This is a genomic window from Massilia niabensis, assembly GCF_042655085.1.
In the GTDB taxonomy this organism is placed as follows: domain Bacteria; phylum Pseudomonadota; class Gammaproteobacteria; order Burkholderiales; family Burkholderiaceae_D; genus Telluria; species Telluria niabensis.
In genome coordinates this window covers 55,939-76,159 of record NZ_JBHSMU010000007.1, presented here as the reverse complement: position 1 = coordinate 76,159, position 20,221 = coordinate 55,939, and the positions used below count along the sequence as shown (strand labels likewise).

Below are 20,221 nucleotides of genomic sequence, written 5' to 3'. Positions count from 1 at the left end.
GTGATGCAGCATACTGCACCTGTCTCCTCCAACTCTCCTCAGAAAAGAATTGGATTTAGCCCACCCGCAACGGTGGGCTTTTTTTTCGCCTGCAGGCTTCAGCCGACCTTCGTCATCGGCGCGAGGCGCTTGGCGGTGACCTTCACCACAGCCATTTTTTCGCTGCCGACCGACACCATCGCATCGGCGCGCACTTGCGCCTTGTAGCTCTCGGCGCTGGCATAGGTGCTGACGCCAACGACCAGTGCGGCGACGACAAAGAGCGCTTCCATGTGTTTGAGGACGTTCATTTCAGTACTCCCTTGTGAGTGGTTGTTGCCCTCTGCTGGGTGCGTTCGGGCTTTCGATGGGAGTACTTTAGCAATCGGGGCGCGGGCCTTCCATCGGGTTGCGACGGAATGCAAAAAGCGCGCGATGAAGCGCGCCGGAGGCCGATAGAGTGCGTTGTGTGCGTATTGTGCAGCGCGGCACGGCTGAGGTAGCCGTGCGTTTTAATGCGGCCCCGCCAGGGAGGCGGAGCGTTACAGCATTCAACCCGGCTTGAGGATATTCGCCAGCGCCACGTACTGCTCGAGGCTGACCGTTTCCGGGCGGGTGCCCGGGTCGATGCCGGCGTCGACCAGCTGCTGCTCGGTGAACATGCCGGCCACGCAGTTGCGGATGACCTTGCGGCGCTGGGAAAACGCCTTCTGCACCACTGCCGACAGCGTTGCGCCATCGACAGCGAGCTGGTTCCGCGTCGGCACCATGCGCACGATGGCCGACTCGACCTGGGGCGGCGGATCGAAGGCGGTCGGCGGCACGATGAACAGCAGCGACATGTCGTAGCGCCATTGCAGCATCACCGACAGGCGGCCGTAGGCCTTGGTGCCCGGCTCGGCCACCATGCGCTCGACTACTTCCTTTTGCAGCATGAAGTGCTGGTCCTCGACCAGGTGCGCGAACTCGGCCAGGTGGAACAGCAGCGGGCTCGAGATGTTGTATGGCAGGTTGCCGACGATGCGCAGCTTCTGCCCTTCCGGCACGGGAATCGAGCTGTAATCGAACTTCAGTGCGTCGCCCGAATGGATGGTGAGCTTTTCGCGCGGGTAGGCCTTTTCCAGGCGCGCCACCAGGTCGCGGTCGAGTTCGACCACATGCATGTGGTCCAGTTGCTTGAGCAGCAGCGCCGTCATCGCGGCCAGGCCCGGCCCGATCTCGACCATTGCTTCGCCGCGGCGCGGATCGATCGCTTCGATGATGCTGGTCAGGACGAGTTTATCGGTCAGGAAGTTCTGGCCGAAGCGCTTGCGTGCAACGTGTTTCATTGGTGCTTTCGTTATTTGGATTGTGCGCCGGATTTGCTGGCCGCAACCATGTGCATGGCGGCGCGGATCGCCTCTTCCATGCTGCCGCAGTCGGCCAGGCCCAGGCCGCGCGCGGCCAGGTCGAGCGCGGTGCCATGGTCGACCGAGGTGCGGATCAGCGGCAGGCCGAGCGTGACGTTGATGCCGCGCCCGAAGGTCGCGTGCTTGAGGGTCGGCAGGCCCTGGTCGTGGTACATCGCCAGCACGCAGTCGGCGTCCTGCAGGTATTTCGGCTGGAACAGGGTGTCGGCCGGGTACGGGCCGCGCGCATCGATGCCGCGCGCACGTGCAGCCGCCAGGGCGGGTTCGATGACGTCGATCTCTTCGCGCCCGAGGTAGCCGTTTTCGCCGGCATGCGGGTTCAGGCCCGTCACCAGGATGCGCGGCGCGGCGATGCCGAACTTGGTGCGCAAGTCGGCATCGATGATGTCGAGCACCTGGGCCAGGCCCTCCCGGGTGATCGCGCCTGGGACGTCCTTCAAGGGCAGATGGGTGGTGGCCAGCGCCACGCGCAGATAAGGCTGGTCGTTTGCCGGTTGTCCGGCCAGCATCATCACGACTTGCGGGGTGCCCGTCTTTTCGGCCAGGTATTCGGTATGGCCGGAAAACGCGATGCCGGCCTCGTTGATGGTGCTCTTTTGCAGGGGCGCAGTGACGATGGCGTCGAACCAGCCGGCTTGCACACCCTCGACCGCGAGGTCGAGCGTGGCCAGCACGGCGCGGCCGTTTTGCGCGTCCAGCAGGCCGGGCACCACGTGGGCCGCCAGCGGCACGTCGATGACGGCGATGCGCTCAGGACCGAAGTGCGGCAGGCCGCCATTTCTCAGCGCCTGGGTCGACAGGGCCGCCAGGCGGATCGCAGGGTCGGCCAGGCTGGCGGTAAGCGCCAGGAAGGCCGCGTCGCCGACCAGCACGCAGTTGGCGACATCTCGCAGCGCCCAGGCCGCCCGGATGGCGATCTCGGGGCCGATGCCGGCGGGCTCGCCGACCGTCAGCGCCAGGGTCGGCCGTGATCCTGCCGGTACTGCCATAGCCTCAGCCTTCCTCGCGGAACTCGACGTAGGCGCGGTCGCGCACTTCGCGCGCCCAGTCCTCGAAGGCTTCGCCGAGTTTGCGCTCGCGGATCACCTGGCGTGCCTGCAGGCGTTCCTTTTGCTGCGTCATGTCCTGGCTCTTGCGCTCCAGCACCTCAATGATGTGGAAACCGAACGGCGTTTCGATCACGTCCGACACCTGGCCCAGCTTGAGCGCATTCATCGGGGTCTCGAATTCCGGCACCAGGTCGCCCGGTTCAAGCCAGCCCATGTCGCCGCCCTTGGCGGCCGAACCGTCCTGGCTGTTCTGGCGTGCCAGTTCCTCGAAGGTCGCGGACTTGCTCTCGATCTTCGCCTTCAGCTCGGCCAGCTTGCGCTTGGCTTCCGCGGCCGGCATCGCCGGCGTCGGCTTGATCAGGATGTGGCGCGCGCGGGTCTGCTGCACCACCGCCTGCTGCTGATCCGACTTGGCCAGGTTGCGCTTGTCGGCCATCTTGAGGATGTAGAAGCCGGTGTTGGTCTTGATGACCGGCGTGACCTGGCCCGGGCTTAGTTTGCGCAGTTCGTTCGCGAACAGCGGCGGCAGGCGGTCCGCCTCGCGCCAGCCGATGGCGCCGCCCTTGAGGGCATCGGGCGCGTCGGAATAGGTGGCGGCGATCTTGGCGAAGTCGGCGCCGGTGCGCAGCTGGCGCATCACTTCGTCGGCGCGGGCGCGGCGGGCGGCAATCTGCTCGGGCGTGGCATTGGCCGGGATGCCGACGAAAATCTGCGACAGGTCCATCTCGACCTTCTCGGCGGCGGCGGCCTTTTCGGCGGCCAGGTAGGTATCGACCTCGGCGTCGGAGACCTGGATCTTGCTGTCGACCTCGTGTTCGCGCAGGCGCTGCATCATGATCTCGTTGCGGATCTCTTCGCGGAACTGGGCGAAGGTCATGCCTTCCTTTTCCATCTGGTTGCGCATGTCCTGGACCGTCATCTTCTGGCCCTCGGCGATGCGGCCGATGGCGGCATCGAGCTCACGGTCATTGACGCGCACGCCCATCTCGCGCGCCAGCTGCAGCTGGGCGCGCTCGACGATCATGGCTTCCAGCACCTGGCGCTCGAGGTCGGCCTGGGCCGGCAGCTGGGCGTTCTGGCCGCGCAGGCGGGCAGTGATCTGGGCGACGCGGCCGCGCAGTTCGTTGGTGGTGATGACTTCGTCGTTGACGACCACCTTGATGGAATCGATGACGTTGGCGCTGCTCGAGGCGGGCGGCAGGAAGCCGGCTCCCTCCTTCGAGGCCGGCTTGGCGGCCGGGGCTGCAGCAGGCGCGGCGGGTGCGGCAGCAGGTGCAGCAGAAGCGGGTTTCGCGGCCTGGCCGATGGCGGCATTGGCCGTGAGCGCGCACAGCAGCGCCGCTGCGAGTTTAAGGTGATGCAAACGGGTAGTACGCATAATCTGGGGTGCACTCATTCAGGGTAAATAACACATCCATGGGTCGGGTCATGGGGCGCCCGGCTAGGGACGGCCGACGTTACTGTTCAGCCGCGTATAGCCGGGAATACTCTTGTAAAACGCCTCCAGCGGGTTGCCGCCGAGACCCAGGCGCGACAGGCCGTTGAGCTCGAGCTGGAAGAACATGGGCGTCGAGGTCGTCTGGGCCGCCGTGACGAAGCGCTGCGCGCCCGCCCGGAACACCCAGCAATCGGCCTTGTACTCGAGCCCGATCAGGCTCTCGAGCAGGCGGCGGTCGCGCAGCGAATAGCTGACGCGGCCGACGCCATACCAGCGCATCGACAGCGGCCACTGCGCCGAGACATCGACGTTGCGGAAACTGTCGCGCACATAGCGGTATTCGGCGTTGAGCACCTTCATCGGTCCCGGCGTCCAGCGCACGCCATGGCTCTGGCTGTACAAGCTGGTGCTGGTCGCATCATATTGTACGCTGCTGTCGAAGTTCCAGTTATTGATGATGCGGCCCGATGCCGCCAGCAGCAGGTCGGAGCGGCCCTGGCGGTCCTGCACGCGGCCCGGCATCTGCACGCGCGGTTCGGTGAAATAGAAGCGCTGCCCAAACGCCATACGCAGGCGCTCGGCGCCGTCGGGCTCAATGAAGCGCGACACCAGGGCCGCGGTCAGCTGGTTGGCGTCGGAAACGCGGTCGGGGCCGACGAAGCGGTTCTCGCTGAACAGCTGGGCGTAGCTGAAGCCGGCTTCGCCCGTGTCGAACACCGGGAACTGGTCCTGGTCCTTGTACGGCGTACGCACGTAGAACAGGCGCGGCTCGAGGGTCTGCGCCACGGCGCTGCCGAACAGGGTCGTGTCGCGCTCGAACACCATGCCGCTGTCGATCGAGAAGATCGGCAGCGTGCGCGACAGGCTGGTCGGGCCGCGCGAATTGGTTGCCATCGAATACTTGGTCGCGTGCAGCATCAGCTTCGGGGTGACGTAATACCCCGGGCGGATAAACGGATAGCTGACCTGCGACACCGCCACCAGGCGGTCGCCATCGTCAAGGGTCGGGTGCTCGAAGCGCGTCGCGTCGGCGTCGATTGCCCAGTCGAAGCCTTTTATATCGTAACGGCCGGCATGAAACAGGACCTGCGGCAGGCGGGCATACGGCCGCGGGATCGCCAGCGCCGGATTGTTCACCGCCGCCGGCTCCTGCAGGATCTGGTAATTCTGGGCGCGCGCGGTCAGGCTCCAGTACGGCCTGCTGTAGCTCGTGTACAGCTCGCGCACCAGCTGGCGCTCGGCGCTGGTGGACACCGTGCGCGAAAAGTCGCTCGGGTATTCGTCGTCCGACGCCCCGTTGACGTTCCAGCCATAGTTCCAGCCCGCTCCCAGCGTCTGGTTGTGAAAGGAATTGACCAGCCAGCGGTCGGTTTTCGTGATGCGGTCGTTGCGCAGGAATTCGGCGTGGGTTTCGCCGCCATACGGCCCGCGCGTGGTTTCGCCGATATAGCGCGCGGTGGCGCCGAGCTGCAGGCCGCGGTCGAACATCAGGCGCGGGAAGACCGTCAAATCGCGGTTGGGAGCGATGTTGAAGTAATAGGGCAGCATGACTTCGGAGTCGCCCTTCGAGCCGAAGCCGATCGTCGGCGGCAGCCAGCCCGAGCGGCGCTGGCCCGAGAGCGAGAACGACATCCCGGGCGTGGCCAGGATCGGCACGTCCTTGAAATAGATGACGGTCTTGCCGGCGGTGCCGACGTCGCGGCCCGTATCGAGGCGCAGCGTGCTCGATTTCAGGTACCAGTCGGGGTTCGGCCCTTCGCAGGTGCTGTAGGTACCGTCCTGCACGAGCGCCTGGTCCTGGCCGAGGAAGTCGATGCGGTCGGCCCGGCCTTGCGCGTTATTCATCTGCAGGCGGTACTGCGGATTGAGCACCCAGCCGCGCTGGGTCGACAGGTTCATCTGCAGCGAGTCGCCCTGGTAGCGGTCGCCGAAACGCCACATCTGCACATTGCCGCTGGCCGTGACCTCGTCTTCGACGAGGCGGTAGCAGGCGGTATCGGCAACGAGCCTGGACTGGCCGCGCGTGATCTCGACGTTGCGATTGAGGTTGATCTCGCGATCGGGACGGCCGTCAATTTCCTCGGCGCGCACGGTGATCGGAAGGTCTTGTTCGTCGGCAGGAGACGTGGCCGGCGCAAGCTGCGCATGCAACGGCCCCGAGGCCACGGTGACGAGGGCGGACAAGGCAACTGCCCGCCGCCGCGGGAATGGTAGGGCCGTAAACCAGCTCATGGAATCTGTGGCTGCACCATAAAGGGCGATTTTTTGGATTGAATCCCTTATTATATGGGAATTGTCCCCCTCAACCGGCTTCTCCTGGACGCTTCATGTCTTCTTTGTATCAAAACACCCCTACTTCGCTTGAACAGGATGCACGCCTGGCGCTGCTGACCGAATGGCTGGGCACACTCGGCCTGGTGGAAGCCGGTTCGCGCCGTCCCGCGTCGTCGGATGCGAGCTTCCGCCGCTATTTCCGCCTCGATGTGGCGCCGGCGCTACGCGCCAAGCTCGGCGACACCCTGATCGCGATGGACGCCCCGCCCGAGCGCGAAAACGTTCCCGCTTTCATCCACGTGGCAAGCCTGCTGCACGAAGCCGGCGTCACCGTGCCGGCCATCGTCGCGCGCGACGTCGAGCGCGGCTTCCTGCTGCTGTCGGACCTCGGCACCACCACTTACCTGGCCCGCCTCGACGCCGACAACGCCGCCTTCATGTACTCGGATGCGGTCGACGCCCTGATCAAGTTCCAATTGAACAGCCGCCCCGGGGTGCTGCCCGAATTCGACCGCGCCTTCGTGTTGCGTGAAATGAATTTGTTCCCGGAATGGTTCATCGGCCGCCACCTGGGCGTCACCCTGGACGAGAAGCAGCAGGCTCAGCTGGATAAAGTGTTTGAAGCCATCACCGCCAATGTGCTGGCGCAGCAGCAAGTGTTCATGCACCGCGATTTCCACTCGCGCAACCTGATGTTCCTCGACCAGGACAACCCGGGCGTGCTCGACTTCCAGGACGCCGTCTACGGCCCCATCACCTATGACCTCGGCTCGCTCCTGCGCGACGCCTACATCCAGTGGGACGAAGAGATCGTGCTGGACTGGGTCGTGCGCTACTGGCAGAGCGCCAAGCAGGTTGGCCTGCCGGTGAACCCGGACATCGACGCCTTCTACCGCGACTTCGAATTCATGGCGCTGCAGCGCCACCTGAAGATCCTCGGCATCTTCTGCCGCCTGAACTACCGCGACGGCAAGGCGATCTACATGGGCGACCTGCCGACCGTGATGGACTACGTGCGCAAGACCGCCAACCGCTACACTGAACTCAAGCCCCTGATCCGCCTGCTCGACACCTTCGACGCATTTGGCAACGGCGAGGCGCCCCAGTTCGGCTATACCTTCTGAGCCCATTTCCAGGGAAGCCCATGAAAGCCATGATTTTCGCCGCCGGCCGCGGCGAGCGCATGCGTCCGTTGACGGACACCTGCCCGAAACCCCTGCTCAAGGTGCGCGGCCGTCCGCTGATCACCTGGCACGTGCTGAACCTGGTACGCGCCGGCATCACCGACATCGTCATCAACCACTCGCACCTCGGCCACATGATCGAGGACGAGCTGGGCGACGGCAGCAAGTATGGCGCGCGCATCGTCTATTCGCACGAACCGACCCCGCTGGAAACGGCCGGCGGTATCGCCAACGCCCTGCACCTGCTCGGCGAAGAACCCTTCCTGGCCGTGTCGGGCGACATCTACGCGCCCTATTTCGATTTCTCGCAGGCGCTCGGCACCCTGCCCGACAACGATGCGGTCGGCCAGCCGATCCCGCCTGACCAGCGCGACATCGCCTGGCTGTACCTGACGCCGAACCCGTGGCACAACCCGAACGGCGACTTCGGCCTCGACATGTACACGCTGGCCAACGAGGGCGACCCGAAGTGGAATTTCGCCGGCATCGGCGTCTATCGCCCGGAAATGTTCGACGGCGTGAAAGCCGGTGAATTCCTCAAGTTCGGTCCCCTGATGCGCAAGTTCATCGAGCAAAAGCGCGTCGGCGGCGAGATCTACCATGGCCCCTGGGTCAATGTCGGCACGGTCGAACAGCTGGAAGAACTGAACGCACCGCTGTCCAAGGCCAAGCGGGCCGGCGCGTGAACCCCTACGCTGCCCGCCGCGCACGCCTGGCAGCCGGCATGGAGCCCGGCGCGGTGGCTGTGCTGTTCACGGCGCCGGAGGTGGCGCGGAACAGCGACAGCGACTACCCCTACCGGCACGACAGCTATTTCTATTATTTGACCGGTTTCACCGAACCGGAAAGCGCGCTGGTGCTGGTCGCGGCGCGCGGCGATGCGCCTGCCCGCTCGATCCTGTTCTGCCGCGAAAAGGATGTCGATCGCGAGATCTGGGACGGTTTCCGCCATGGCCCGGCCGCGGCCCGCGACAGCTTCGGCTTCGACGAAGCGTATCCCGTGTCCGAACTCGACGCGCAGATGGCCTGCCTGCTGGCCGACGTGCCCAGCCTGTACTATGCCATCGCCCACGACGCGTCGCTCGACGCCCGGGTGGCGGGCTGGCTGCGGGCCGTGCGCGCCAAAGCGCGTAGCGGCATCGCCGCCCCGTCGCGCACGCAGCACCTGCTGACACTTCTCGACGAGATGCGCCTGCTGAAGGACGACGCGGAACAGGCGCTGATGCAGCGCGCCGCAAGCATCTCCGGCCAGGCCCACGCGCGGGCAATGCGCGCGGCCCGGCCCGGCATGTTCGAATACGAGCTCGAAGCCGAACTGCTCCACGAATTCCGCCGCAACGGCGCCCAGTTCCCGGCCTACACGCCGATCGTGGCGGCAGGCGGCAACGCCTGCATCCTGCACTACAGCGCCAACAACGCGCAAACACAGGATGGCGACCTGGTCCTGATCGATGCCGGCTGCGAATTCGACAGCTACGCCGCCGACATCACGCGCACCTTCCCGGTCAACGGCCGCTTTTCCGAGCCGCAGAAAACCCTGTACGAACTGGTGCTGCGCGCGCAGGCGGCGGCGCTGGCCGCAATCGAACCGGGCCGCCCTTACAGCGACGTGCACGAAGCGGCGCTGCGGGTCCTGTCGGCGGGCATGCTCGAGCACGGCCTGCTCGACAAGGCCAAATACGGCAGCGTGGACAACGTGCTCGCCGAGCGCGCCTACACGCCCTTCTACATGCACGGCACCGGCCACTGGCTGGGACTGGACGTGCACGACACCGGCAGTTACCGGGCCCTGGAGCGCGAGGGCAAGCCTTCGCGATTATTAATGCCAGGCATGGCGCTGACGGTCGAACCGGGCATCTACGTGCGCCCGGCGCCCGGCGTGCCGGAACGCTTCTGGAACATCGGCATCCGGATCGAGGACGACGTCATCGTCGGCGACGTGGGCCCGCGCGTGCTGACCGATGCCGCGCCGAAGACCGTGCTCGAGATCGAAGCGCTGATGAGAGGCTGAATATGGAACAACACAAAGACGATATCGACGTTGCGATCTGCGGCGCCGGGCCGGTGGGCCTGGCGCTGGCCGCCCTGCTGGCGCGGCGCGGCGTCGAGGGCAAACGCATCGCGCTGATCGACGCGCGCGCGCTCGGCCAGGCGATTTCCGACCCGCGCTCGATTGCGCTGGCCTGGGGCAGCCGCCAGCTGCTGGAAGAAATCGGGGCATGGTCCTTTGCGGCGACGCCGATCCACACTATCCACGTCTCGCGCCGCGGTTATTTCGGGCGCAGCTTGCTGGACCGCGACGAGCACAAGCTCGATGCGCTGGGCTACGTCGCGCGCTACGGCGACGTGGTCGATGCGCTGTCGCGCGCCGTGGAGCGTGCCGGGATCGAGGTGATCCGGCCGGCGCGCGTCGCCACCCTGGATGAATCTGGCGAGCACGTGACGCTGGCGCTCGACGACGGCCGTACCCTCACCGCGCAGGTCGTGGTCGGTGCCGAGGGCGGCGTGTTCGGTGCGCAGGAAGACAAGGCGCTCATTGGCACACGCCTGCGCGACTACGGCCAGAGCGCCGTGATCGCGCGCGTCACGGCGAGCAACCCGATCCCGCACCGCGCCTTCGAGCGTTTTACGGATGAGGGCCCGCTGGCGCTGCTGCCGCAGGATGGCGCCGATGGTCACGGCTATGCACTTGTCTGGTGCGTACGGCCCGGGCGCGCCGAGCTGCTGCAGGCGATGGATGAGGAACGCTTCCTGGCTGAACTGGGCGAAACCTTCGGTACGCGCCTGGGGCGTTTTACTAAAGTGTCGGCGCGCTTCGCCTACCCGCTTGGGCTCAACGCCGAGCCGCGCGCCACCACGCGCACGGTCGCCATCGGCAACGCGGCGCAGACGCTGCATCCGGTCGCCGGACAGGGCCTGAACCTGGGCCTGCGCGACGCGGCGGTGCTGGCACGCCTGCTGGCGCGTTGCGCGGGGCCGGAAGGCATCGGGCGCTTCATCGACGAACGGGCGCAGGACCGGCAAGTGACGATCGCCCTGACCGATGCCATGGCCAGGGCCTTTGTCGGCAGCGGGCCGCTGCAGTCGGTGCTCGGATTGGGACTGGCGACGCTGGACGCGGTAAAACCGGCGCGCACGCTGCTGGCGGAACTGATGATGTATGGGCGAAGGGGCGGGTCGGCGTTGCTGCCGCACAGGCAGGGCTAGGTTTTCGTAGGGGTCATTGAGGCCAATGGCCTCAATGACGGGTTCACCGGGCGGAGCCCACCCTACAAAATCTCCTACTCCACTGCTTTGACCATCGACTCGATCACCTTCTTCGCGTCGCCAAAGACCATCATCGTGTTCGGCATGTAGAACAGGTCGTTATCGAGACCCGCATAGCCCGAGGCCATCGAGCGCTTGTTGACGATGATGCTCTTCGCCCGGTACGCCTCGAGGATCGGCATGCCGGCGATCGGCGACTTCGGGTCTTTCGCGGCCGGATTGACGACGTCGTTCGCGCCCAGCACCAGCACCACGTCGGTCTGGCCGAATTCGCCGTTGATGTCTTCCATCTCGGCCACCTGGTCGTAGGGCACCTCGGCCTCGGCCAGCAGCACGTTCATGTGGCCCGGCATGCGCCCCGCCACCGGGTGGATCGCATAGCGCACGTTGACCCCGTGCTCGGTCAGCTTGTCGACCAGTTCCTTCACCGAGTGCTGGGCGCGCGCCACCGCCAGGCCGTAGCCCGGGACGATGATCACGGATTCCGCGTTCTGCAGGATGAAGGCCGCGTCTTCGGCGGAGCCCGATTTCACCGGGCGCTGTTCCTGGGCGCCGCCCACGGCGGCCACCGCCTCGCCGCCGAAGCCGCCCAGGATCACGTTGAAGAACGAGCGGTTCATCGCCTTGCACATGATGTACGAGAGGATCGCGCCCGACGAGCCCACCAGCGAGCCGGCGATGATCAGCATCGAGTTGTTCAGCGAGAAGCCAATGCCGGCCGCCGCCCAGCCCGAGTACGAGTTCAGCATCGACACCACCACCGGCATGTCGGCGCCGCCGATCGGGATGATGATCAGCACGCCCAGCACGAAGGAGAGCGCGGTCATGATGACGAACGGGGTCCAGGCCGGCTCCACCGCATCGGAGAAGCAGAACACCAGGCCGAGCGCGATGATGGCAATCGCGATGACGAGGTTCAGGATGTGCTGGCCGCCAAAGCGCACCGGCGCACCCTGGAACAGGCGGAATTTGTATTTGCCCGAGAGTTTGCCGAAGGCGATCACGGAGCCGGAAAAGGTTACCGCGCCGACAAAGGTGCCGATGAAGAGCTCGAGCCGGTTCCCGAACGGCAGCGCGCCGCCGCGCTCGGCGATGTTGAAGGCCCAGGGCTCAGATACGGCGGCCACCGCGATGCAGACGGCAGCCAGGCCGATCAGCGAGTGCATCGCCGCCACCAGTTCCGGCATCTTGGTCATCTCGACCTTTTTCGCGGCGTAGGCCCCGATCGCGCCGCCGACAATCACGCCGAGCAGCACCAGCGGAAAGCCCATGCCGCCGCCATCGCCGCTACGGGCGGCGAATTCGGCCTGCATTTTAAAAATCAGGGCAATCGTCGTCGCCACCGCGATCGCCATCCCGGCCATGCCGAAGGTATTGCCCAGGCGCGCCGTCGACGGCGAGGACAACCCCTTCAGTGCCTGGATGAAGCAGACCGAGGCCACCAGGTAGAGCAGCGTGACCACATTCATGCTGATGTAGTTCATGCAGCCTCCTTCTGTGGCGCGGCCTTTGGTGCCTTCGGCTCCTTCTTCTTGAACATCTCCAGCATGCGCTGGGTGACGAGGAAGCCGCCGAACACGTTGACGGCGGCCAGCGCCACCGCGAGCGTGCCCATGCTTTGGCCGAGCGCGCCTTCGGTCAGGCCGGCGGCCAGCATGGCGCCGACGATGATGATGGCGGAGATGGCGTTGGTGACTGCCATCAGCGGCGTGTGCAGCGCCGGCGTGACGGTCCAGACAACGTGGTAGCCGACGTAGATCGCCAGCACGAAGATGATCAGGTTGATGATGGTGTGGCTGATTTCCATATCGCTCTCCTTGTTATTTGCGCAACGCTTCGCCGCCATGGCACAGCAGCGTGGCGCGCACGATCTCGTCTTCCTGGTCGATCACGAACTTGTCGTCCTTGTCGATCACGAGTTTTAAGAAATCGAGCACGTTGCGCGCGTACAGGGCCGAGGCGTCGGCCGCCACCAGCGAGGCCAGGTTCGGCTCGCCGATGATGTAGACCCCATGCTTGACGACGGTCTTGCCCAGTTCGGTGAGCGGGCAGTTGCCGCCCTGCTCGATCGCCATGTCGACGATCACCGAGCCGGGCTTCATGGCGCGCACGGTTTCCTCGCGAATCAGGGTTGGCGCCGCGCGTCCGGGAATCAGGGCGGTGGTGATGATGATGTCGGCTTGTCGTGCGCGCTCGTGCACCAGCTCTCCCTGGCGGCGCATCCAGTCGGCCGGCATCTGGCGCGCGTAGCCGCCCACGCCTTGCGCGATTTCGCGCTCTTCGTCGGTAAGAAAAGGCACGTCGATGAATTTCGCGCCGAGCGACTCGACCTGTTCCTTGACGGGCGGGCGCACGTCGGAGGCTTCGATCACGGCGCCGAGGCGCTTGGCGGTGGCGATCGCCTGCAGGCCGGCCACGCCGACACCCATGATCAGCACGCGCGCGGCTTTGACCGTGCCGGCGGCAGTCATCAGCATCGGCATGAAGCGTTGATACGTGTTCGCCGCCAGCATCACGGCCTTGTAGCCGGCAATATTCGCCTGCGAGGACAGCACGTCCATCGACTGCGCGCGCGTGATGCGCGGCGCCGCTTCCAGCGCAAAGGCGGTCAGGCGGCTGCTCGCCATGGCGGCGATATTCTCAGCATCGAAAGGATTCAACATGCCGACCACGACCGTGCCAGGGCGCATGCGGGCGCGCTCGGATTCGTTCGGGGCGCGCACTTTCAGGACCATGTCGCAGGCGAGCGCGTCGTCGGCGCTGCCGACCGTGGCGCCGGCGGCGGCATAGGCCTCGTCCGTCACCGCCGCGTGCAGGCCGGCGCCTGCTTGAACCACGATTTGATGTTTTGCCGCTAGTTTTTTCACTGTTTCCGGAGTTGCCGCTACGCGGGTCTCGCCCGGCCGTGTTTCGGCCGGAATGCCGATTCTCATGCATTCCTCCTTGCTATATTAGTGTTGTGTTCACAATCTACCACGTAAACATAGCCTTTTTGCTAGTTAAAATGACAGGTCCGGGCAACGGCCAAATTTGCTCGCCAAGGCGGGGGTAAATACGACACAGATGGGGCGCGCTGGCCACGTTTGTTGTATCAAATGGCGGTAACTGGTGCTTTTTTGCTGCATTGCACACGTACCGTCGAGCAACCCTCTGCGCACCGCTGTAGAATGTCGGCTCATTTGTCGAGGACGCGCATGACCCATACCTTCAGACCGTCAGTCACCGTTGCCGCCATCATCGAACGGGATGGCCGTTTCCTCCTGATCGAGGAAGAGACGAGCGAAGGCATCAAGCTGAACCAGCCGGCCGGTCACCTGGACCCGGGCGAATCGCTCGAGCAGGCCGTGATGCGCGAGTCGATCGAAGAGACGGCGCATGAATTCATCCCGACAGGGCTGGTCGGCATGTACATGTCGCGTTATTACTCGAAGTCGCGCAATGCCGACATCACCTACCTGCGCTTTACCTTCTGCGGCACGGCCGGCAAGCAATACGACCAGCCGCTCGACGACGGCATCCTGCGCACCCTGTGGATGACGCGCGATGAAATCGCCGCCAGTGCCGAGCGCCACCGCAGCCCGATCGTGCTGCAGTGCGTGGACGATTACCTGGCCGGCAAGCGCACCGAACTGGCCCTGCTGTACACCCACCCGTCAGTATTCGCGGAAGAGCTGACAACCAACCGGACGTAACATGAGCAAGAAAAAAGTCGTGATCGGGATGTCGGGCGGAGTCGACTCCTCGGTCGCGGCCTGGATGCTGAAGGAACAGGGCTACGACGTGGTCGGCCTGTTCATGAAGAACTGGGAAGACGACGACGACTCCGAATACTGCTCGTCGCGCCAGGACTGGATCGACGCGGCCAGCGTGGCCGACGTGGTCGGGGTCGACATCGAAGCGGTGAATTTCGCCGCCGAATACAAGGACCGCGTGTTCGCCGAATTCCTGCGTGAATACCAGGCCGGCCGCACGCCGAACCCGGACGTGCTGTGCAATGCCGAGATCAAGTTCAAGGCCTTCCTCGACCATGCAATGAAGCTCGGCGCCGACCTGATCGCCACCGGCCACTACGCGCGCGTGCGGGAGAATTCGGCCGGCAAGTTCGAGCTGTTAAAGGCCTTCGACCACACCAAGGACCAGAGCTATTTCCTGCACCGCCTAAACCAGGCGCAGTTGTCGAAGTCGCTGTTCCCGCTCGGCGAAATCCCGAAGACGGAAGTGCGCCAGATCGCGGAAAAGCTGAAGCTGCCGAACGCGGCCAAGAAGGATTCCACCGGCATCTGCTTTATCGGCGAGCGGCCGTTCCGCGACTTCCTGAATCGCTACCTGTCGCACAAGCCCGGCCCGATCAAGCTCGACAACGGCCAGCTTGTGGGGGAACACATCGGCCTGTCGTTCTACACGCTGGGCCAACGCAAAGGCATTGGCATCGGCGGCCTGAAGTCGCACCGGAATGCGGACGGCACCAGCGAGCCGTGGTTCGTGGCGCGCAAGGACATCGCCAGCAACACGCTATATATCGTGCAGGGCCACGACCATCCGTGGCTGCTGTCAAACCGCCTCGAGGCCGGCCAGGCCAGCTGGGTTTCGGGCGAAGCGCCGGCGGGCCTGCTGTCGGCCAAGACGCGCTACCGCCAGGCAGACGTGGCCTGTACCGTGGCTGCGGACGGGCTGGACCGTTTTGCGCTCGACTTTACCGATCCGCAGTGGGCGGTCACGCCGGGCCAGTCGGCCGTGCTGTACGACGGCGACATCTGCCTCGGCGGCGGCATCATCGACGGCGCCCTCGTATAAGAACGACCGTTCGCACTATTTAGGTGCAAAAGCAACACACCGTCAATATATCTCGCTGTTCTTGATCTTCCGTCATTGAGTTTGCAAATCTGAAGACGTTACTCTAGGTTGCCGCACGGCAAATACAAAGACAGGCTGCCCCATCCGGGAGCCTGTCCTGCCCAGATAACCATTAGAACAACGTAGACCATGAACCTTGCAAACCTGCGCGTCCGGACCCGGCTTTTCGCCGGCTTCGGCATCCTCTGTGCCTTCCTGATCGTCATCGTCCTGTTCAGCAGCAGCATGCTCAGCCGTATCAGCCAGGGTAGCGAGGTCATCGTCAACAATTACATGCCCAAGATCGAGGCATCGAACGATGTGCTCCACCGTGTCAACACCATCTCGCTCGCCCTGCGCAACATGATGCTTAACGCGGACCCCGCCGACCGCAAGGCGCAGGCAGCCGATATCGAAAAGGCGCGCGCGTCGATCGCCGAGATCCTGTCCAGGCTCCAGCAAACGATCGTCAGCGACGAAGGCAAGGCACTGCTGCGCCAGAACCAGGAACACAACCTGAAGTTCGTCGCCGGCCAGAACGAGCTGATGCGCCGCGTCGGCGCGGATGACCTCGCCGGCGCCGCCACTTACCTGCAAGCCGAATATCGCCCGCAGCTGGCCGAATTCCGCAAGACCCTGAACGCGCAGATCGACCTGCAGAAGAAGCTCGCCGACCAGGCTGTGGCCCAGGCCCACACGACCTACGACAACACGGTGACGACCCTGTACGCGCTGAGCGCCGCAATCCTGCTGCTGGCAGCCTTCACCGCCTGGCGCATCACGGCCTCGATTACCACCCCGGTCGCACGTGCGCTGGCAATCGCTGAAACGGTTGCCGCCGGCGACCTGAGCAGCCGGATCGAAGTCACCTCGACCGACGAACTGGGCCAGCTGCTCGCGGCCCTGAAAAAGATGAACGCCAGTCTGGTCGCCACCGTCTCGACGGTACGCAAGGGCACCGACCTGATCGCATCGAGCTCGTCGCAAGTGGCCGCCGGCAGCCTCGATCTCTCCGCGCGAACCGAGCAGCAGGCCGGCGCGCTGGAAGAGACGGCGTCGTCGATGGAAGAACTGACCTCGACCGTCAAGCAGAACGCCGAAAACGCGCGCCAGGCGAGCACGCTGGCCGATGCGGCCTCGCAAGTCGCCGAGCGCGGCGGCCAGGTGATCGGCCAGGTGGTCGGCACGATGGACGCGATCAATGCCTCGTCGAGCCGGATCGCCGACATCATCGGCGTCATCGACGGCATCGCCTTCCAGACCAATATCCTGGCGCTGAATGCCGCCGTGGAAGCGGCGCGCGCCGGCGAGCAGGGCCGCGGCTTCGCGGTCGTCGCCAGCGAAGTGCGCAACCTGGCCCAGCGCTCGGCAGCCGCGGCCAAGGACATCAAGGGCCTGATCGCCGACTCGAACGCGAAGGTCGGCGACGGCAGCCGCCTGGTGGCCGAGGCCGGCGGCACGATGGAAGAAATTGTCGAAAGCATCCGCCGCGTCACCGACATCATGGGCGAGATCAGCGCAGCCAGCCGCGAGCAGAGCGCCGGCATCGAGCAGATCAACCAGGCCATCACCCAGATGGACCAGGTGACCCAGCAGAACGCCGCGCTGGTCGAGGAAACCTCGGCCGCCGCCGACGCGATGCGCACGCAGGCGGCGACGCTGGCGACCACGGTGGCGGTGTTCCGTATCGGGGAGGAGGCGCAGCCGGCGGCTGTCGCTGTCGCAAAGCCCGCTGCGACGCGGCTTGCCCCACCTGCTGCGAAGGCAGCGCGTGCTGCGGCCAAGCCACAGGCGAAAGCGCCTAAGGCGGAAACCGCAACGGCGGGCGCAGATGGTTGGGAAGAGTTTTAAAAGCGTAGTTACCGCACGAGGCAGGACGTAGGGTGGACGGCTCTGCCGTCCACGCGTTCAAATCACGCCTGACATTCCTGCTCGATTGATCTTGTGCCAGTTGAACGCGTGGACGGGAGACCCGTCCACCCTACGGTATGCTTTTCACGTCGGCGAGTATGCGCCTTCAGGCGCAGGCCGGCTCGAGCTGGCGCGCAACCCGCGGACGCGGCAGCGTCCACTTGGCGCACACCCAACGCTCGAAATCCTCGGGCGCCATCGGGCGGCCGTACAGGTAGCCCTGCACCTGGTCGCAACCGGCGCCGCGCAGGAACTGGGCCTCCGCCGCCGTCTCCACCCCTTCGGCCACCACCACCTGCCCCAGGTCGTGCGAGAGCTTGATCATCGTGGCCACCAGCGCGCGCTTGCGTTCGTCCTGGTCGAGGTCGCGGACAAAGCTCTGGTCGATCTTCACCACTTTGGCCGGCATGCTCTGCAAGTAGGCCAGGCTGCTGTAGCCGGTGCCGAAATCGTCGATCGCCAGCTGCACGCCGCCGGCAACGAGGCCGTCGAGGGTGGCGCCGGCGAGCTGGCGGTTGCCCATCAGGGCGCTTTCGGTGATTTCGATGGCGAGCGCCGTGGGGGGCAAGTCGTGCTCGCGCAGGCGCGCCAGCACCCAGGCACAGAAGTCCGGCTCGAGCAGGTTCACCGCCGACACGTTTACCGCCACCTGCTGCGCCAGCCCGGCGCGGTGCCAGCTCGCTAGCTGGCGCAGCGCGCGCTCGATCACCCAGCGCGTTGTCGCACGGGCCAGCACGGTCTGTTCGATGACAGGGAAGAATTCGCCGGGCGACACCTCGCCCAGGGCCGGGTGGCGCCAGCGCAGCAGCGCTTCGGCGCCAACGCAGCGCCCGGTTGCCAGCTCGACCTTCGGCTGGTACACGAGGCGCAGCTGGCTGTCGTCGTCGAGCGCGGCGCCGAACTCGTTCACCAGGCGGAAGCGCCGCACGACTGCAGCGTTCTGCTCGGCCGAAAAGACGCGCACGCGATGCGGACCGTCGAGTGCGCCGATCGCGGCGCTGTACAAGTCGCGCAGCAGCTCCAGTGGCTGGACGCCACCGACTGCGAACGGCACGACACCGAAGGTACTGGTCGTAACGAAGCGCGAGGTCATGCTGGCAGCACGCAGGTCGAGCCAGGCACCGAGCCAGTCGCAGAAGTCCCCGAGGTCCTCGCCCGGTTCGGCCAGGAAGGCAAACTGGGTCACGCCAACGTGGTACAGGCGGCGCGTCGGCCCTAGTGCGGTGCGCAGCATGCGCGCCGCCTCGCGCGCGATTTCGTCCAGATAGGCGGCGCCCATGGCGCGTACCGCATTGCTCAGCTGCTCGACCGTGGCCAGGTTCACCAGCGCGGCCAGGCGCGCCTCGCCCTCGGGACGGTCGATCGCCAGGTCGGCCATGTCGTCAAAAAACTGGGTGCGGTTCGGAATGCCGCTGACCGGGTCGACGCGGCCGAGCGCGTGCTGCAGTTCGACCTGGTCCATGACCATCGCGGCCAGGTCGGCCAGGCCCGCGCGCTCGGTGTCGCTGAAGCTGCGCGGCTCGAGGCCGAGCACGCACATCGCCCCCAGGCAGTAACCGTCGCGCGTGTTCAGGGGCGCACCCGCATAAAAGCGCACACCATTGGCGGCCAGGTGGCTGTCGCAGTAGAACGGGTCATCCAGCAAGTCGGGAATGACGAGCATGCTGGCCGTGTCGGCCACCTCGGCGCAGGGTGCGCGCTCGCGCGGAATCGAGCAATGCGCCACGCCGACACGCGACTTGAACCACTGGCGGTCGGTGTCGGTCAGCGAGACTGCGGCAATCGGCAGCTTGAACAGCTGGGCCGCCATGCGCGTGATACGGTCGAATGCCTCATTCGGCGGCGTATCGAGCAGGTCGAGCTTGCGCAGTGCGTCGAGACGGGCTGCTTCCAGCTGCGCCGGCGGTGGGTGACTCATGGTGTCCTTGTAACTGCCGGCTGCGGGCCGATCGCTGAGTGCTGAAAAATGATGATGATCTTCATTCTGATCGTCAAATTTCCAGCAGTCAACTAAATTGTCAGGCCATGTCACAATTAAGTGGCAAATTGTGAACGGTTAATAATAGCGGCTGTTCAGCAATCATCAATTTCGGCATTTTCGCGCTTGCTCACGTAGAATGCGGACATTCATTGCTTTGGTAAAAAAAACATCATGTATCCGTCCTGCCACGGTGAGCCGGGCGACCCGGTCCTGACGACGCGCGAAGCGGCCCGGTTGCTGGGCATTGCGGTGAGCACGGCCCAGCTCTGGATCGAGAACGGTGTGCTGCCGGCCTGGAAGACGCCGGGTGGGCACCGCCGTGTGCGCCTTTCCGACGTCAGCGCCCTGCTGCGCGAACGCGCCGGCTTGCAGAGCGTGGCCAAGTCCGCCGACATTTCACCCCAGGACCCGGGCGCCCTGCCAGGCCATGAACGGGCGCGCCTGGCGGCAGTGCAGGCAAGCGGCCTTCTCGACAGCGCGCCGGAAGCCGTGTTCGACCGCCTGGCCTGGCTTGCCGGCGAGGTGACCGGGTGCCCGATTGCCCTGCTCACGCTGGTGACGGCGCAGCGCCAGTGGTGCAAGGCGCGGGTCGGCCTTGCCTTGGCGGAGTCGCCGCGCGCCGATGCATTCTGCAGTGTCACGATCGAACAGCATGGGCCGCTGGTGGTGCCCGATGCGCAGCTCGACAGCCGCTTCCGGGAGAGTGCGCTGGTCAGGGGCGAGCCGCAGGTGCGCTTCTACGCCGGCTTTCCGCTGGCCGACAGCCGTGGCTACCGCCTCGGCGCGCTGTGCGTGATGGACCGCGAACCGCGCCGCCTGCGCGAACGCGAACTGCGCGCGCTCGGCGAACTGGCGGCGATCGCGGGGGACGAACTCAGGCGCCGACGAACTTAGAC

At 65.4% G+C, this 20,221-nt stretch carries 17 protein-coding genes; 8 read left to right on the top strand and 9 right to left on the bottom strand.

What is annotated here, in order from left to right:
• Nucleotides 1-98 precede the first annotated feature (98 nt).
• The 5 genes from ACFPN5_RS06360 to ACFPN5_RS06340 form a co-directional block, all read right to left on the bottom strand.
• Nucleotides 99-290 carry a hypothetical protein gene (locus ACFPN5_RS06360; RefSeq protein WP_379781280.1) on the bottom strand — a complete coding sequence of 64 codons (192 nt, stop codon included), beginning with the start codon at nt 288-290 and terminating at the stop codon, nt 99-101.
• 240 nt (nt 291-530) lie between these two features.
• The gene (rsmA, locus tag ACFPN5_RS06355) at nt 531-1,307 is read right to left on the bottom strand and encodes a 16S rRNA (adenine(1518)-N(6)/adenine(1519)-N(6))-dimethyltransferase RsmA (protein ID WP_379781278.1); all 777 of its coding nucleotides are present in this window, start codon (nt 1,305-1,307) and stop codon (nt 531-533) included.
• Nucleotides 1,308-1,318: 11 nt separating this feature from the next.
• Nucleotides 1,319-2,377, bottom strand: coding sequence for a 4-hydroxythreonine-4-phosphate dehydrogenase PdxA (gene pdxA, locus ACFPN5_RS06350; protein WP_379781276.1), 1,059 nt, complete (start codon nt 2,375-2,377; stop codon nt 1,319-1,321).
• A 4-nt stretch (nt 2,378-2,381) separates the two neighbouring features.
• Nucleotides 2,382-3,815 (bottom strand): peptidylprolyl isomerase, encoded by a 1,434-nt coding sequence (locus tag ACFPN5_RS06345; protein ID WP_379781274.1) that lies wholly within the window; start codon nt 3,813-3,815, stop codon nt 2,382-2,384.
• 63 nt (nt 3,816-3,878) lie between these two features.
• Entirely contained in the window at nt 3,879-6,107 is a 2,229-nt protein-coding gene (locus tag ACFPN5_RS06340) for an LPS-assembly protein LptD (RefSeq protein WP_379781272.1), read from the bottom strand.
• Nucleotides 6,108-6,202: 95 nt separating this feature from the next.
• Here ACFPN5_RS06340 and ACFPN5_RS06335 point away from each other — a divergent pair, with 95 nt between their 5' ends.
• The 4 genes from ACFPN5_RS06335 to ACFPN5_RS06320 are packed head-to-tail and all read left to right on the top strand — an operon-like array spanning nt 6,203 to nt 10,540.
• Nucleotides 6,203-7,273 (top strand): aminoglycoside phosphotransferase family protein, encoded by a 1,071-nt coding sequence (locus ACFPN5_RS06335; RefSeq protein WP_379781270.1) that lies wholly within the window; start codon nt 6,203-6,205, stop codon nt 7,271-7,273.
• A gap of 20 nt (nt 7,274-7,293) precedes the next feature.
• Nucleotides 7,294-8,019, top strand: a complete 726-nt coding sequence (murU, locus tag ACFPN5_RS06330; RefSeq protein WP_379781268.1) for an N-acetylmuramate alpha-1-phosphate uridylyltransferase MurU — start codon at nt 7,294-7,296, stop codon at nt 8,017-8,019.
• Nucleotides 8,016-9,344 carry a Xaa-Pro aminopeptidase gene (pepP, locus tag ACFPN5_RS06325; protein ID WP_379781265.1) on the top strand — a complete coding sequence of 443 codons (1,329 nt, stop codon included), beginning with the start codon at nt 8,016-8,018 and terminating at the stop codon, nt 9,342-9,344. The genes murU and pepP overlap by 4 nt, the downstream gene beginning before the upstream one ends.
• A 2-nt stretch (nt 9,345-9,346) precedes the next feature.
• Complete coding sequence (locus ACFPN5_RS06320; RefSeq protein ID WP_379781263.1) at nt 9,347-10,540, top strand: UbiH/UbiF/VisC/COQ6 family ubiquinone biosynthesis hydroxylase; 1,194 nt, start codon at nt 9,347-9,349, stop codon at nt 10,538-10,540.
• 74 nt (nt 10,541-10,614) lie between these two features.
• Here ACFPN5_RS06320 and ACFPN5_RS06315 read toward each other — a convergent pair whose 3' ends face one another.
• The 3 genes from ACFPN5_RS06315 to ACFPN5_RS06305 are packed head-to-tail and all read right to left on the bottom strand — an operon-like array spanning nt 10,615 to nt 13,533.
• Nucleotides 10,615-12,084 (bottom strand): NAD(P)(+) transhydrogenase (Re/Si-specific) subunit beta, encoded by a 1,470-nt coding sequence (locus ACFPN5_RS06315; protein WP_379781261.1) that lies wholly within the window; start codon nt 12,082-12,084, stop codon nt 10,615-10,617.
• Nucleotides 12,081-12,407, bottom strand: a complete 327-nt coding sequence (locus ACFPN5_RS06310; RefSeq protein WP_379781259.1) for an NAD(P) transhydrogenase subunit alpha part 2 — start codon at nt 12,405-12,407, stop codon at nt 12,081-12,083. The genes ACFPN5_RS06315 and ACFPN5_RS06310 overlap by 4 nt, the downstream gene beginning before the upstream one ends.
• A 13-nt stretch (nt 12,408-12,420) precedes the next feature.
• Nucleotides 12,421-13,533: a Re/Si-specific NAD(P)(+) transhydrogenase subunit alpha gene (locus tag ACFPN5_RS06305; protein WP_379781257.1), complete on the bottom strand. Its 1,113-nt coding sequence runs from the start codon at nt 13,531-13,533 to the stop codon at nt 12,421-12,423.
• A gap of 261 nt (nt 13,534-13,794) precedes the next feature.
• Here ACFPN5_RS06305 and ACFPN5_RS06300 point away from each other — a divergent pair, with 261 nt between their 5' ends.
• From ACFPN5_RS06300 to ACFPN5_RS06290, 3 genes are all read left to right on the top strand, one after another.
• A complete protein-coding gene (locus ACFPN5_RS06300; RefSeq protein WP_379781255.1) occupies nt 13,795-14,292 on the top strand; it encodes an NUDIX hydrolase in 498 nt (165 codons plus the stop codon).
• A 1-nt stretch (nt 14,293) separates the two neighbouring features.
• Nucleotides 14,294-15,394, top strand: a complete 1,101-nt coding sequence (gene mnmA / locus ACFPN5_RS06295; protein ID WP_379781253.1) for a tRNA 2-thiouridine(34) synthase MnmA — start codon at nt 14,294-14,296, stop codon at nt 15,392-15,394.
• Between the two features lie 189 nt (nt 15,395-15,583).
• Nucleotides 15,584-17,284, top strand: a complete 1,701-nt coding sequence (locus ACFPN5_RS06290; RefSeq protein ID WP_379781251.1) for a methyl-accepting chemotaxis protein — start codon at nt 15,584-15,586, stop codon at nt 17,282-17,284.
• A 166-nt stretch (nt 17,285-17,450) separates the two neighbouring features.
• Here the strand turns inward: ACFPN5_RS06290 and ACFPN5_RS06285 are convergent, their stop codons facing one another.
• Nucleotides 17,451-19,262, bottom strand: a complete 1,812-nt coding sequence (locus ACFPN5_RS06285) for a sensor domain-containing phosphodiesterase (RefSeq protein WP_379781249.1) — start codon at nt 19,260-19,262, stop codon at nt 17,451-17,453.
• Nucleotides 19,263-19,496: 234 nt separating this feature from the next.
• Here ACFPN5_RS06285 and ACFPN5_RS06280 point away from each other — a divergent pair, with 234 nt between their 5' ends.
• Nucleotides 19,497-20,219: a helix-turn-helix domain-containing protein gene (locus tag ACFPN5_RS06280; RefSeq protein WP_379781247.1), complete on the top strand. Its 723-nt coding sequence runs from the start codon at nt 19,497-19,499 to the stop codon at nt 20,217-20,219.
• The last annotated feature ends 2 nt before the right edge of the window (nt 20,220-20,221 follow it).